Below are 14,948 nucleotides of genomic sequence, written 5' to 3' on the forward strand. Positions count from 1 at the left end.
TTTTTGTTATTGCAGCTGTTAATGTAGTTTTACCGTGGTCAACGTGTCCGATAGTTCCTATATTAACATGTGGTTTAGTTCTCTCGAATTTAGCCTTTGCCATTTTGAATTACCTCCTAAATAATTTATTATGATTAAAGTGTTTACAATAAGCATTTTACTATTAATTATTTCTGTTTTCAAGATGTTTTTCTAATTTTCTCTTAACTCTTTGTAGTGCATTATCAATAGATTTAACATCTCTATTAAGCATGTTTGCGATATATTGATATGACTTACCACTTAAATATAGTTCTAGGACTTCTAATTCTAAGTCACTTAATAATTCATTCATCTTGTTTTCGATATTTTTTAATTCTTCTTTGCTTATTATCAGTTCCTCTGGATCAGTTACTATACTTGTTGCTATTATATCCAAAAGCGTTCTATCTGATTCCTCATCATATATAGGTTTATTTAAAGAAACATAAGAATTTAAAGGTATATGTTTTTGTCTTGTTGCTGTTTTGATTGCAGTTATTATCTGTCTTGTTATACAAATTTCTGCAAAACATTTAAATGAATTTGTTTTTGTTCCATCAAAATCCCTAACAGCTTTATATAGACCTATCATACCTTCTTGAATTATGTCTTCTTTGTCAGCTCCTACCAAAAAATATGACTTGGCCTTTGCTTTCACAAAGTTTTTATATTTAGATATAATATATTCTAATGCTAGTTTATCCCCTTTATTCGCTTTTAATACTATATTATACTCATCTTGTTGGTTTTTATCCAAATCTTCATAATAATTATAGTTTTTATTGCTATCTTTAGCTAGTAACATGAAATCTCCCCCATTTACAAGTTTCGTGTACTTATATTATAGCTCAACAAATCCAGTATTTTCAATGCTTTCTACGAATGTTCTCAAGTTTCGACAAAGTTATATCATCAAGTCTATCTTCTAAAAAATTTCGTTGAATTTTTCTTTCACTATCTCGTTGTTTTTCTTTTATTTTCGTCAAAGTTTCATCTAGATAGAGTTTTAATTCCCTTGCAGATATTCTTGTTGCACCTTTTCCTAAAATAATTTGTTGTTCTGCATAATCACTTGTAGCAACTTGAATTTTATCATATTTAGATAAAGTACTTATATATTTCTCTATATAACTATCTGCCGTTTGGTGTTCTTTTGTGTATACAATCGTTATATATTTTCGATTTTCTCGTTTTTCCGTACCACCCTTGACATTATATGCATCAAAAACAATAATCGCCTTTTTTCCGTGATATTGCGAATATTCGATTATATAGTGTATTAACCTCTCTCTAGCAGCATCTAAATCTTCTGCAGATAAAATCTTTAATTCTTCCCAATCGTTTATAATATTGTAACCATCTACAATTAAATATGATTTGTACTTTTTCTTTGCCATTAATCCTTCTTCATTCTCTGTCTGAATATTTCATATAGTAATATACCACCTGCAACTGATGCATTTAATGATGATACATTTCCTATCATAGGCATTTTAACTACAAAGTCACAGTTTTGTTTAACTATTCTAGACACACCGAAACCTTCACTTCCTATTACTAAAGCTAATGGTCCTGTTAAGTCTTGCTCATAGAAAACTCCTCCGTCCATATCTGCCGCAGCTATCCAAAGCCCTTCTTTTTTTAATTGTTTTATAGTATTTGCTATATTGGTTACCTTACAAACTGGAACATATTCAACAGCTCCTGCTGAAGCTTTTGCTACTACAGAAGTAATGTGAACTGATCTTCTTTTCGGTATAATTACACCATGAGCACCAACTGCATCTGCTGTTCTTATTATTGTACCAAGATTGTGGGGGTCTGTTATCTCGTCTAATATTATGAAGAATGGATCTTCTCCTCTTTCACGTGCTATTTCAAATAAATCTTCTAATTCATAATATTTATAATCACTTACTACAGCAATAACACCTTGATGTGAATGACTTGTACTTATTTCGTCTAATTTATGTTTATCTACATATTGTATAACTATATTTTTTTCTTTAGCCATACCTATTATTTTTTTGATAGAACCTTCTTTTGATGTATTTGATATCATTAATTTGTCTATTGGTCTATCACTTCTTAAAGCTTCTATAATAGGATTTCTACCTTCTATATTTGCCAATAAATTCACCGCCTATAATGTTTTAAATTTTTGTCTTACTTCTTGTATTTTTCCACATGTCATTTTTCCTTCTGGACATGCTCCATTTAAACAGTTTGGTCCCACATTGTTGAATAATATAGGAGCAACTTCTCTTACTAATTTTAACATTTCTGTTGCTAATTCTCTAATTTCCCATTGTGCTCTTTCACAACATCTATGATGGAAGAAATTATATAAACTTCTAGCATTTATAGTAAATACCATTTTTGTTTCACATGCATTTGGGAATACATATCTAGCATCTTCTATAGACATTTTTTCAGCTTGAGATTTAGCTTTTTTCTCATTTAAACCTTTATCTAATAAGTCTTGATAGTGTTTTTCGAATAATATTTCTACTAACTTATCATAGTCTTCTTGACATTTATTCATTGATTGAATAAATATTTCTTTAGCTTTTTCGTTTTTTTCTATTTCTGGTGGAATGATATACTCAAATTGGTCAAGTTTTACATATCTTTGAGATTGTTGTGAAAAACTTGCTATTCTATGTCTCACTATTTGGTGAGAACAACTTCTTGATATTCCTTCAATCCCGAAAGTAAATGTAACGTGTTCAATTGGAGATTCATGTCCCATACTTACTAACATATTTAAAAATTTATTTATACTTTCTTCAGTTAGATTTTCTGCAATTTCATCTACACCAACTGGTGAATAACATAACTTCGCAGCCATTGATATTACTTTTTCCGGTTCTGGTGTATGAGCTAATAACTTAACTTTCATCTTTAAAATCCTCCCTTTATTCGTAAGTTTAATATATGAAATAATTTAATTTTACACTCTATTTTACATGAAATTTATATATAAAATAGACATATAAATTCCATTATACACTAAAACTATATCCTAAAAACATACTATAAAAAATATTATTTATATTACAAAAAACACCACTTTTATTTCATACTTTACAGTATGCCCAAAAGCGGTGTTTTTCTATTACATGTCTCGTTCTATAATTTCAATACCTTTTTGAATGATATATTCTAGTCTTTCTTTCTCTTCTCCAAGATATAAATATCCTATTAAAGCTTCAAATCCAGTTGCATATTTATAGTCAATTATGTCTGCATTTTTAGGCGCTGTATGAGATTTTTGATTTCTACCTCTTTTAAAAATCTTCATCTCTTCTTCTGTTAATTCGTTTTCTATTTCGTGTATTATTGTTGCCTGTGCTTTAGCTTTAGAATATTGTATAGCCAATTTATGAAGATTATTTACTTTTCTATTCATATTTTGTCTTATTAGATGTTCTCTAATATATGATTCATATACTGTGTCTCCTAAGTACGCTAATACTAATGGTGACATAGTTATAAGTTTTATTTTATCCATTTTTATGCTCTCTTCCATTTTACTCCTTGTCTAGTATCTTCAAGGATTATACCTTTATCTAGTAATTGTTGTCTTATTTCATCTGCTAATTGGAAGTTTTTATTTTTCTTAGCTTCTGTTCTTTGTGCTATTAGTTGTTCTATTTCTTCATCTAATATATCTTCTTTTTGATCTTTGTTTACTATATTTAATACGCTAGTTAATTCGTTGAATTCATCTATTACTTTTTGTGCAAATTCTTTAGAAGATTTTTCAGTTACGTTGCTGTTCATGAACTTAGCTAATTCGAATATAACACTTACTGCATCTGCTGTGTTAACATCATCATCCATAGCATCTATGAATTTTTGTCTAAATCCAGCTAATTCTTCTTGTAATTTAGCTTCTTCTTCAGTCATTTTAGAATCTTCAAGATTGTTTATTGTAAATAATGCTTTTTCTTTAGCGTTGTATAATCTTTCAAGTCCAGCTTTAGATTGATTTAATATTTCATCGCTGAAGTTTATTGGATTTCTGTAGTGAGTAGATAACATGAATAATCTAACTACTTCTAAATCAAATATTTCTGCTATTTCTCTAACAGTGAAGAAGTTACCTAATGATTTACTCATTTTTTCGTTATTAACGTTGATATACTCGTTGTGTAACCAGTAGTTTGAGAAATTCTTTCCGCTTCTAGCTTCACTTTGTGCTATTTCGTTTTCATGGTGAGGGAACTTTAAGTCTTGCCCACCAGCATGTATATCTATAGTTTCTCCTAAATATCTGTTAGACATAACTGAACATTCTATATGCCATCCTGGTCTACCTTCTCCCCATGGACTTGCCCATCCTGGTTCGCCTTCTTTTTTAGCTTTCCATAAAACGAAGTCCATTGGATGTCTTTTTTGATCATTTACTTCTATTCTTGCCCCTGCTTCTAATTCTTCTTGTTTTATCCCAGAAAGTTTTCCGTAATCTTTGAATTTCTTAGTATCGAAGTATACATCTCCATTAACTGCATATGCATATCCTTTGTCTTCTAATTCTTTTACGAATGCTATTATTTGTTCTATATTATCTGTTACTCTTGGGTGAACACTTGCTCTTTTTATTCCAAGACCGTCAGCATCTACAAAATATTCATTTATGTACTTATTAGCAACTTCTTCTGATGTTATATTTTCTTCATGACCTCTTTTTATAATTTTGTCATCTACATCTGTAAAGTTTTGTACAAATGTAACATCATATCCCCTATATTCTAAATATCTTCTTAATGTATCAAATATTATAAAAGGTCTAGCATTTCCTATATGTATAAAGTTGTATACTGTAGGTCCGCATACATACATTTTCACCTTGCCTTCTTCGATTGGTTTAAACTCTTCTTTTTTACGTGATAATGTATTATATAATTTCACGATAATCACCTCTCCTCTAATTAAAATTATTATTTCTATGTCATTAAATATTTCTATATTTTTTCTTTATTTTTTGTATATTTTCAACTGTTTACTATATTATTATACCTTATTACACAATTTTAACAACAATTATAAAACTATTTTTTATTATTTTGATAATAGATACCCAAAATATACATTCTAAAATATTTTTTCTTTTTAAGCCAGTATATAACATAATTTTAAAATATAATTATGCTTTTTTTACTCCACTCAATACATCCTCAAAACTATAAATACTCTCATCAGACATCGAAACTATCTTATTCCAATCATCTTTATAGTATTCATCATATATACCTACTACTTTGCAATGTGACAATTTAGCACTTTCAACAGCATACAACGCATCTTCAAATACAACTGTATCCTGTGGTTTTTCATTCATATCTCTACAAACTTGTAGATATATTTGTGGATTTCTTTTACTAAGTTCAAAATCTTTATCTGTATAAACCTTATCAAATAAGTCTAATATTTCTGTTCTTTTTAATGCTGCTAGAGCTTGATTTTTTTGTGATGTAGTTAATATACACATCTTATATCCCATTTTATTTAACTGTATTAAATACTCTTTTACGCCTTCTTTTAATGGTATTTCATTTAAATATTTATCTTCTATCATATCTAATATCTGATTTTCGATTATATCTAAACTCTCATTTAGGTTGTATGTACTTTTTAAGTAAGAAGCTGATTCATTTAATGTCATTATATCGATTACTTCTTCTAAATTATCTTGAGCTAATTTACCTTTACTTTGTAGATATATCCTCCCAAGATATTTCCAAAGTTTCATTGAATCTAATAAAGTTCCGTCCATATCAAATATAAGTAATTTTTTATTATGAATAATTCTATCTAGTATCATATTCTTCCTTTCTATATTAATTGTCTTAAATATTTAAAAAACCTATGAATATAGATTTTTCTATAATTACATAGGTTTTAGATATTAATTATTTTCCATTATATAATTCAAATCTATATTTTTGATTTGTTATATTGTCTTCTCTTCCATCTTCAACTTCTTCCATAAACATATCAAGAGGTCTGACAAACATCCCATATGGTGGGTATAATGCTTGGTATGAAACTAGAACTTCTTCTGTTTCAGTATGTGTCACGATATTGTGAACATAATATAATTTTCCTTTAAAGTGTCTGTATGGTCTTTGTACTTCTATTTTTCTAGTCATAATTTTCTCCGTTTTATCTCATTTCTATTAATTGTATTTTTAGTCCGTCTGGGTCATTTACATAGAAAAATTTAGTTTTTGGATTTGGTGATATTATATCAGTAGTTTGATATCCCATTGAATTTAGTTTTTCCATATATTCTTCTACATTTTCTACTTCAAACCCTATTGATATACCACTTCCTGAGTATGTTTTTTCATTTTCATCTTGTATAAGTTCTATTTGTGTATCTCCATCTTTATCAGATAAAAATGCTAAAGTTTTTGAACCAGCGCTAAATTTATTTCGTATTGTTAGGCCAGCTACTTCTTCATAAAATTGTATCGATTTCTCTATATCACTTACTATTATAGTTGTATGTGCATATCTCATTTTTTCACCTCTAAATTTAATATTTATAATGTTTATTTATATTATACATTATAACCTTTTCCAACAAATGTTTTACATTTCCAATTTTTTATGGTAATGTATTATGGTATTAAAATTGAAAGACAGTTCATTTAGACCATCCTGTCTATAAATAAAACTAGGCTATTGAATGAAAAAAGGTTTATTTTTTCGTACTAGTTTTATAGTGCAAAAAAATAAGCCTTTTTTTATTTATAATTTATGCTTAAAAAATTTAGACAAGATAATGAACATGTATTAATAATCAACATAGATATTTCGGGAGGTAAATATGTTTAAAATAAAAAGTCAAATTGAGTTTGATATGGCCCACTACTTAAGTGGCTATGAGGGAAAATGCTCAAACATACATGGTCATAGATATAAATTAATAGTTTCAGTTAAAAGTGAAACACTTCATCAAGAAGGACAACTTAGAGGAATGGTTGATGATTTTGGAAATATAAAATCTAAATTAAAAGAAATAGAAAATTTATATGACCACAAATTAGTCATCGAGGATAATGAAGATGGTCGTTTGGTAGCACAAAAATTGAGTGAATTACCAAATGCATTTAAAGTTCTATTAGTTCCATACAGACCTACTGCAGAAGAAATGAGTAGAGATATTTTTTACAAATTAAAAGATATGGGACTAAATGTTAGCGAAGTAGAATTATTCGAAACACCAACAAATAGTTGTACATATTCGGAGGAATAAGATGTTTAATATTATAGAAAAATTCGTTTCGATAGACGGCGAAGGTCCAACTGCTGGCGAACTTGCTACTTTTATAAGATTCCAAGGTTGCAACCTTAGATGTTCATGGTGCGATACTACCTATTCTTTTGATAAAAGTGAAATTACAGAAGTTTTATCTGCAGAAGAAATTTACGATTACATAAAAAGTACAGGTGTTTCAAACGTAACATTAACAGGTGGTGAACCTCTGTTTCAAAAGAATATAGACGAAATTTTATCATTATTAAATGATGATAAAACTCTTGTGGTTCATATAGAAACAAACGGAGCTATAGATATTCTTCCATTCAAAGAAAAATATCCTAATATCATCTTTATATTAGACTATAAACTAAACTCTAGTGATATGACTCATCTTATGAAATTAGAAAATTTCAATCATGTTACTAGTAAAGATGTCTATAAATTCGTATTAGGAAGTAATAAGGATCTTGAAGAGGCGTATAACTTAATCAATAAATTTGATTTAACAAATAAATGTTTAGTTTATTTCAGCCCAGTTTTTAATTCTATTAATTTAGAAGATATTGTTGAGTTTATGAAAGATAAAAACTTAAACAAAGTTAAACTTCAAGTCCAATTACATAAGGTTATCTGGGATCCTAATATGAAAGGTGTTTAATACCTAAATATTAATATGTGAACGGAAATATAAAATTTAAAGGAGATAAATTATGAATAATAATAGTAATAATAATGCTGTAGTTGTATTTAGTGGGGGACAAGATTCTACTACTTGCTTATTTTGGGCATTAGAAAGATTTGATAAAGTTATTGCTGTAACTTTTAATTATAACCAAAAACATAAACTAGAAATAGAATGTGCAAAAAATATAGCTAATGAACTTGGAATAGAACATCATATATTAGATATGGATTTACTTAATCAATTAGCACCAAATGCACTAACTCGTGATGATATAGAAATTAAAGATGGCGAAGAAGGCGAACTTCCATCTACTTTTGTTGAAGGACGTAATATGGTATTTTTAACTTTTGCAGCCATATTAGCAAAAACAAAAAATGCTAGACATATCGTTACAGGTGTATGTGAAACTGACTTTAGTGGATATCCTGACTGTAGAGATGTATTTATAAAATCGTTAAATGTAACATCAAACCTAGCTATGGATTATGATTTTGTAATGCATACTCCTCTAATGTGGTTAGATAAAGCGCAAACTTGGGAACTTGCGGATAAATACGGAAAACTTGAATATGTAAGAGAAAAAACTCTTACTTGCTATAACGGAATAATCGGTGATGGATGTGGTGAATGTCCTTCATGCAAACTAAGACAAAATGGCTTAGAAACTTATTTAAAACAAAAAGAAGAACTTTGCAAATAGAAAGAGGTATTTATATATGTTAGAAACAGGAAGAAAAGATAAAGAATTAGAAGGTTTAAGCTTACTTGGTAACCAAGGAACTAAATATAAATTTGGTTATGACCCAGATATATTAGAAGTATTTGATAACAAACATCCAAACAATGACTACTTTGTTAAATTCAACTGTCCTGAATTTACAAGTTTATGTCCAATAACAGGACAACCTGATTTTGCAACAATATATATTAGTTACATACCAGGTGAAAAAATGGTTGAAAGTAAATCTTTAAAACTATACTTATTTAGTTTTAGAAATCATGGTGATTTCCACGAAGACTGCATGAATGTAATAATGAAGGATTTAATAAAATTAATGTCTCCAAAATATATAGAAGTTTGGGGTAAATTCACTCCAAGAGGCGGAATAAGTATAGATCCATATTGCAATTATGGAATCCCAGGCACAAAATATGAAAAAATGGCCGAACATAGAATGATGAATCACGACTTATATCCTGAAAAAGTTGATAATAGATAATAAAAAATATTGATATAAATTAAAATATATAAAAAGACGATAAGTAAAACCTCCCTATCTTATTTTTAGGTGTCGTTTATTTATTGTCTTTTTCATTTTTAAAATTTATACATTATATAATATACTTTTTATCCAATTTTTCTTCATAGTTAATAATATACTCAAGTTATTTTATCTATTTTTAAGGGTATATTATTAAAATAAACAAAAATATGAAGGGAGGATATGAGTAATTATTTTTATAATTTACTCAAAATATTTATGATAAATAAAATTTCTAATACTGGATTTAATTTTGATAATTCATATATCGAACTTCCCCCAGAATTCTACAGCCCTGCAAATCTACAACCTGTAAAATCACCACAATTAGTCATATTAAACAATGAATTATCTAACTCTCTAGGATTAAATACAGATTTTCTAAAATCACAAGAAGGCATATATATTATGTCTGGAAATATAAAAATCCCAGATGGCGCATATATATCCCAAGCATATGCAGGTCATCAATTTGGAGGATTTACAATGCTCGGTGATGGTCGTGCATTATTGATTGGTGAACAAATTACTCCATCTAATCAGAGATTTGATATACAACTTAAAGGCTCTGGAAGAACACCTTATTCTAGAAATGGCGATGGTCGAGCTGTGCTTGGTCCTATGCTGCGTGAATATATCATCAGCGAGGCAATGCATGGACTAAATATTCCTACTACTAGAAGTCTATCTGTTATTTCTACTGGTGAAAATGTATATCGTGAAACTATTCAACAAGGTGCCATATTAACAAGGGTTGCATCTAGTCATATTAGATTCGGAACATTTGAATATGCTGCATATATGCTTGATTATGAAAAACTAAAAAAACTATCAGATTATACAATTAAAAGACATTTCCCCTTTTTAGAAAACAACGAAAATAAATATATAAATCTTTTAGATGAAGTTATAAAACTCCAAGCATCACTTGTTGCTAAATGGCAAAGTGTCGGATTTATACATGGTGTTTTAAATACAGATAATATGAGTATTTGTGGTGAAACTATAGACTATGGACCTTGTGCATTTATGGATGTCTATAATCCCGATACTGTATTTAGCTCTATAGATACAAATGGTAGATATGCATATAAAAATCAAATCGCAATCGTAAATTGGAATTTATATAGATTAGCAGAGACTCTACTTCCACTAATAAATTCTGATGAAAATAAAGCTATCGAACTTGCACAAAACTCTTTATCTAAATTTATCAATCTTGCTACGTCTAATCTAAGTCATGAAATGTGTTCTAAGATAGGAATATTTGAGCCAAAAACTAGTGACATTGATTTATTAAATGAACTACTTAATATGATGCAAAAATATAAAGAAGATTATACTAACACATTTATAGCTCTGACATTCAATGATTTGCCTCAAAAAGGAATGTTTATAAGTGACGAATTTATAAATTGGAAAAAGAAATGGGAAGAAACACTCACTCTTCAAAACAAATCAAAAGATGAAGTTTTCGACTTAATGAAAAACTCTAATCCAGCAGTTATTCCTAGAAATCATAGAGTTGAAGAAGCTTTATCAGCAGCTAATAATAGAGATTTTTCTGTAATGAATAATCTTTTAAAAGCTTTATCTAATCCATTTGAGCATTCGGAATTTCAAAAGGAATATGCTAAACTCCCATCTACTCCACAATGTAATTATAGAACTTATTGTGGAACTTAATTTTAAAAATAAGCGTTATAACACTACAATATAACGCTTATTTTTTATGCTTACTTTATGTCCTATTTACCCCATTTTTATTTGTATTTCAAAATCTAGTGTATTCAATACACAGTATATTTCTGATATAATATTAATACTATAAATTGGGAACTAAGGAGGTTTACAATGATAAATAATTTACAAGAAGCTCAAAACTGCCTTCTTTGCAAAAAGCCTAGATGTCAGACTAACTGCCCTATAAATACACCAATTCCTCAAGTAATTGAGTTATATAAAAATGGGGAAATCGAAAAAGCAGGGGAAATATTATTTAATAACAATCCCTTATCTGTTATTTGTGCAATAGTATGTCCGCACGAAAGACAATGTAGAGGAAACTGTATAAGAGGTATAAAAAAAGAACCTGTTCATTTCCATTCAATTGAAGAGGAAATCTCAGCGAAATATTTAGAAACTACAAAATTTGAAAAACCTGAAAGCAACGGAATAAAAGTAGCTATCATAGGTTCTGGACCAGCTGGTCTTACTGTTGCATTTGATCTTGCTAAAAGAGGATATGATGTAACAATATTTGAAAAAAATGAAAGAATTGGTGGGGTATTAGCATATGGTATTCCTGAATTCAGATTACCTAGAAAATTAATAGATTTACTAGTTGCTCGTCTTTTAGACCTTGGAGTTAAAATAAAAATAAATTCTATCGTAGGTCCTGTAGTAACATTAAATAAATTATTTAAAGACGGTTATAAATCAATCTTTATCGGAACAGGAGTATGGAATCCAAAAAGACTTGATATAAAAGGTGAAACGTTTGGTCATTCTCATTACGCTATAGATTATTTAAAAAGTCCACAATACTACTCTTTAGGTAAAAAAGTTGTAGTTATCGGTGCAGGTAACGTGGCTATGGATGCTGCTAGAACTGCAAAAAGAAATGGTGCAGAAGAAGTCTATATAGCTTATAGACGTAACTTTGAAGATATGACAGCAACAAAACATGAAATATCAGAAGCTCAAAATGAAGGAGTTTTATTCAAAACATTTGAAGCTCCTGTTGAAATTGTAGATGAAGGTATAATCCTTGCTCGTACAGAAAAAGTAGAAGTTGACGGAAGAAGTAGTGTATCTATTGTCCCTGATAGTGAATATTTATTTGAATGTGACTCTATCTTAATAGCTGTAAGTCAAGCACCTAAAAATACTATAGTAGTTAATAATAAAGGTGTTGATACTACTAAACGTGGTCATATCGAAACAGATGAAAAAGGTCATACTACAAAAGAAGGCGTATTTGCATGTGGAGATGTTGTTCTTGGTGCAAGTACTGTAATACAAGCCGTAAATTCAGCTAAAATAGTTAGTGAATCTATGCATGAATATTTACAAGAAGTAGCTGAAGAAGCAGCAATTTAATAAATAAAAAAAACAGTATTGAAAATCTAATTAGACACTCAATACTGTTTTTTATTGTTCCATGTGGAACCTTAATTATTATCTATTTTTATAGCAGTCCATGCATCATCATACATTTGCTTAGTCTTTAAATCAAAGTCTTTATATAATTCACATCTACTCATAATCTCTTTAGTCATATAAGCATTTGGATTATCTTGAATTTCTTTTGGTTGTGCTAATCTAGCTTCTTTATTTGGTGTTGTATACCCTATTTCATCAGCTATTCTTAATGCACTTTCTTTATCGCTGACAAAGTTTATGAATTTTTCTGCACCTTCTACATTTTTAGCATTTGAAGTTATACATAAACTATCAATCCAGAAGTTTGCTCCCTCTTTTGGTACAATATAAACTAAGTTTGGATATTCATCTTGAAGATTTAGACCTTCTCCAGACCAAATCATATTTATATTAGTTTCACCAGCTGGTATCATAGTTGTTCCGTTATCTACACCATATATAGGATTGATTAACTTTCTTTGTTCTAATAATAATTCTTTGGCTTCGTTTATTTCGTCTTTATTAGTTGAGTTTAAAGAATATCCTAGTTTCTTTAATGCTACACCTATTGTATCTCTATATGTATCAAACATAAAAATCTGATCTTTATATTTTTCATTCCATAGTATATCCCAACTATCTACTTTTTCTTTTACTACATCTTTATTGTATATAAGTCCTACTGTACCGAACATATATGGTACTGAATATTTATTTCCTGGGTCCATATCTAAATTTAGATATTGTTCATCCATTTGAGATATGTTTGGTATGTTTTCTTTATTTAATTCTTGAACTAAACCTTTTTCAATCATTCTAGGCATTAATGCATCTGATACTAAAACAACATCATATTGACCTGCACCACTGTTTATTTTTTGATACATAGCTTCCATATCATCAAAAGTTTCCATGTTTACTTTGATGTTGTATTTCTTTTCAAATTCTTTTATAGTTTCATCATCGATATTTTCTCCATAATTGAAGAAATTAATTTGTTCTTGCTGTTTTTTGCTACAACCTGATAATAATGTAGTCATCATCATTATGCACAGCGATATAACTAATATTTTTGATAATTTTTTCATAATATACTCCTTTCAATTTAATAAACTCCTCTTATCAGTATTTAGATACTAAATTATATCATTAAAAATAATTATTTTCTCTTAATATATTCGATACTAAATAAGAAAATCCTTACTTCTAATAACATTAATAATATTATCGCTATAATTTTTACCCAAATTTCTTCTATAAATTTATAATTTTAAAAAATATATTTAATTTTTACATTGTCATTTATTTTTCTACATAAGAAAAAGACGACCAAAATGGCCGCCCTTTAATTATATATAATTTGTTATGAAAATATTTTATACTATTGTACTACAGCAACTTCATTTAATTTTGCATTCATTTCAAGTAATTGTTCTTTAGTTAAAGTTACATTACATGCTCCAAGAAGTGATGTTAATCTAAGAACTGTGAAGCTTCCTAACATTTTCATCATAGGTCCCATGTCAGTTTGTTCTGATTTTCCACCCATAATTCCACCAACAGCTGGTGCCATGATTTCAGAGAATACTCTAGCTCCTTCTTCAGATTTAACTATGTCTTCTATTTTACTGTTAAGAGAGTAATATCCTTCTGGTGCTACTACGTCGAACCAGTTTAATATTGCTCCTTTTTCTTTTAGACGGTATTCTTCGTTGAATACTTCTACTTTTCTAAGGAAACTTTCATCTCTACATTCACCAGCTATAGCTACTAAATTAGTTTCTCCTGTATTTGGTACTTCAAAATAGAAGAAGTGTTCTGGTGAAGTTTGTTTTCCTAAGCTAACACCATTAGCAAATAACTCTACTTCTGGTTGGTTTGAGTAAACAGTTACTTTTGTAGTTTCTTCTACTCTGTCTACATATCTTTTACCACAGATGTGTACGAATGGATCATCTGATAACCAAGCTTTGTAAGCGTAGAATGAATCCTTTTTATATTTACGGTCAAATGTCATTAAACCTTTATGGTTTTGTCCATTTTCCCCACCTTCATTTCTTGAGTCTGCACCGAAGTCAAACATGTTCCATACATGTGTTGCCCACATATATTTTCTTGTGAAGAATTGTTTGATTAATTCTTCATGGTAGTATGCTTGATATTCTTCTGTATAGTCACCTTGTTGTGGGTCAGAAGTATGCCAGTTTAATGCTTCACAACCATATTCACTACAACCTATTGGTATGTTTGGATATTTAGCATGGAATTCGTCAAACCAAGGTCCATTCTGAGAAGTATCTCCTCCATACCATCCGAAGTAGTGATTGTATGATACTGTATCTGGTATTTGAACATATGGGTCATCCATGCTACACATAGATACACAAGCCATAGTTGTTAAACGAGTTTTGTCCATTTCATGAACTAAATCATTTAATATTACATGGTTTTCTCTTAAATCTTCATCAGAATCACCATGCATTGTTATTTCATTTGATAATCCCCATACAACTATTGATGGATGGTTGTAGTTTTGAACTACTAATTCTTTCATTTGAGT

The 14,948-nt window shown here is 29.0% G+C and carries 18 protein-coding genes; 6 read left to right on the forward strand and 12 right to left on the reverse strand.

Features of this window, described 5'->3' with window-relative positions:
• The 10 genes from I4U58_RS07980 to I4U58_RS08025 all read right to left on the reverse strand — a co-directional run.
• Nucleotides 1-103 (reverse strand): GTP-binding protein (locus I4U58_RS07980; RefSeq protein WP_195930770.1); only part of this gene is annotated, 103 nt, incomplete at its 3' end.
• A gap of 60 nt (nucleotides 104-163) precedes the next feature.
• Nucleotides 164-826: an RNA polymerase sporulation sigma factor SigH gene (gene sigH, locus I4U58_RS07985; RefSeq protein WP_195930771.1), complete on the reverse strand. Its 663-nt coding sequence runs from the start codon at nucleotides 824-826 to the stop codon at nucleotides 164-166.
• Nucleotides 827-887: 61 nt separating this feature from the next.
• Nucleotides 888-1,418, reverse strand: a complete 531-nt coding sequence (locus I4U58_RS07990; protein WP_195930772.1) for an NYN domain-containing protein — start codon at nucleotides 1,416-1,418, stop codon at nucleotides 888-890.
• A complete protein-coding gene (rlmB, locus tag I4U58_RS07995) occupies nucleotides 1,418-2,152 on the reverse strand; it encodes a 23S rRNA (guanosine(2251)-2'-O)-methyltransferase RlmB (RefSeq protein WP_195930773.1) in 735 nt (244 codons plus the stop codon). The genes I4U58_RS07990 and rlmB overlap by 1 nt, the downstream gene beginning before the upstream one ends.
• A gap of 12 nt (nucleotides 2,153-2,164) precedes the next feature.
• The gene (gene thyX / locus I4U58_RS08000; RefSeq protein ID WP_195930774.1) at nucleotides 2,165-2,923 is read right to left on the reverse strand and encodes an FAD-dependent thymidylate synthase; all 759 of its coding nucleotides are present in this window, start codon (nucleotides 2,921-2,923) and stop codon (nucleotides 2,165-2,167) included.
• Nucleotides 2,924-3,139: 216 nt separating this feature from the next.
• Complete coding sequence (locus I4U58_RS08005) at nucleotides 3,140-3,535, reverse strand: ribonuclease III domain-containing protein (protein WP_330593259.1); 396 nt, start codon at nucleotides 3,533-3,535, stop codon at nucleotides 3,140-3,142.
• Nucleotides 3,536-3,537: 2 nt separating this feature from the next.
• Nucleotides 3,538-4,938, reverse strand: coding sequence for a cysteine--tRNA ligase (cysS, locus tag I4U58_RS08010; RefSeq protein ID WP_195930776.1), 1,401 nt, complete (start codon nucleotides 4,936-4,938; stop codon nucleotides 3,538-3,540).
• A 235-nt stretch (nucleotides 4,939-5,173) separates the two neighbouring features.
• Nucleotides 5,174-5,851, reverse strand: a complete 678-nt coding sequence (locus I4U58_RS08015; RefSeq protein WP_195930777.1) for an HAD family phosphatase — start codon at nucleotides 5,849-5,851, stop codon at nucleotides 5,174-5,176.
• A gap of 88 nt (nucleotides 5,852-5,939) precedes the next feature.
• Nucleotides 5,940-6,179: a DUF1653 domain-containing protein gene (locus tag I4U58_RS08020; RefSeq protein ID WP_195930778.1), complete on the reverse strand. Its 240-nt coding sequence runs from the start codon at nucleotides 6,177-6,179 to the stop codon at nucleotides 5,940-5,942.
• Nucleotides 6,180-6,192: 13 nt separating this feature from the next.
• Nucleotides 6,193-6,552 (reverse strand): VOC family protein, encoded by a 360-nt coding sequence (locus I4U58_RS08025; RefSeq protein ID WP_195930779.1) that lies wholly within the window; start codon nucleotides 6,550-6,552, stop codon nucleotides 6,193-6,195.
• A 310-nt stretch (nucleotides 6,553-6,862) separates the two neighbouring features.
• Between I4U58_RS08025 and I4U58_RS08030 the strand changes: the two genes are divergently transcribed.
• The 6 genes from I4U58_RS08030 (at nucleotide 6,863) to I4U58_RS08055 (ending at nucleotide 12,346) form a co-directional block, all read left to right on the forward strand.
• Nucleotides 6,863-7,291: a 6-carboxytetrahydropterin synthase gene (locus tag I4U58_RS08030; RefSeq protein ID WP_195930780.1), complete on the forward strand. Its 429-nt coding sequence runs from the start codon at nucleotides 6,863-6,865 to the stop codon at nucleotides 7,289-7,291.
• 1 nt (nucleotide 7,292) lies between these two features.
• On the forward strand, nucleotides 7,293-7,955 hold the full coding sequence (gene queE, locus I4U58_RS08035; RefSeq protein WP_195930781.1) for a putative 7-carboxy-7-deazaguanine synthase QueE: 663 nt from the start codon (nucleotides 7,293-7,295) through the stop codon (nucleotides 7,953-7,955).
• Nucleotides 7,956-8,007: 52 nt separating this feature from the next.
• Nucleotides 8,008-8,682 (forward strand): 7-cyano-7-deazaguanine synthase QueC, encoded by a 675-nt coding sequence (gene queC / locus I4U58_RS08040; protein WP_195930782.1) that lies wholly within the window; start codon nucleotides 8,008-8,010, stop codon nucleotides 8,680-8,682.
• Nucleotides 8,683-8,698: 16 nt separating this feature from the next.
• The gene (gene queF, locus I4U58_RS08045) at nucleotides 8,699-9,202 is read left to right on the forward strand and encodes a preQ(1) synthase (RefSeq protein ID WP_195930783.1); all 504 of its coding nucleotides are present in this window, start codon (nucleotides 8,699-8,701) and stop codon (nucleotides 9,200-9,202) included.
• Nucleotides 9,203-9,463: 261 nt separating this feature from the next.
• Nucleotides 9,464-10,930 carry a protein adenylyltransferase SelO gene (locus tag I4U58_RS08050; RefSeq protein ID WP_347708172.1) on the forward strand — a complete coding sequence of 489 codons (1,467 nt, stop codon included), beginning with the start codon at nucleotides 9,464-9,466 and terminating at the stop codon, nucleotides 10,928-10,930.
• A gap of 168 nt (nucleotides 10,931-11,098) precedes the next feature.
• Complete coding sequence (locus tag I4U58_RS08055) at nucleotides 11,099-12,346, forward strand: NAD(P)-dependent oxidoreductase (RefSeq protein ID WP_195930785.1); 1,248 nt, start codon at nucleotides 11,099-11,101, stop codon at nucleotides 12,344-12,346.
• A 71-nt stretch (nucleotides 12,347-12,417) separates the two neighbouring features.
• On the opposite strand, the gene I4U58_RS08060 is transcribed toward I4U58_RS08055, so the two are convergent.
• Together I4U58_RS08060 and I4U58_RS08065 are read right to left on the reverse strand one after the other, a co-directional pair.
• Nucleotides 12,418-13,476 carry a spermidine/putrescine ABC transporter substrate-binding protein gene (locus I4U58_RS08060; RefSeq protein ID WP_195930786.1) on the reverse strand — a complete coding sequence of 353 codons (1,059 nt, stop codon included), beginning with the start codon at nucleotides 13,474-13,476 and terminating at the stop codon, nucleotides 12,418-12,420.
• 293 nt (nucleotides 13,477-13,769) lie between these two features.
• Nucleotides 13,770-14,948: glycoside hydrolase family 2 TIM barrel-domain containing protein (locus tag I4U58_RS08065; protein ID WP_195930787.1), on the reverse strand; the 1,179-nt coding region annotated here is incomplete at its 5' end.

Origin of the sequence: Clostridium sp. 1001270J_160509_D11 (assembly GCF_015667935.1) — a bacterium.
Lineage (GTDB): Bacteria > Bacillota > Clostridia > Peptostreptococcales > Peptostreptococcaceae > Intestinibacter.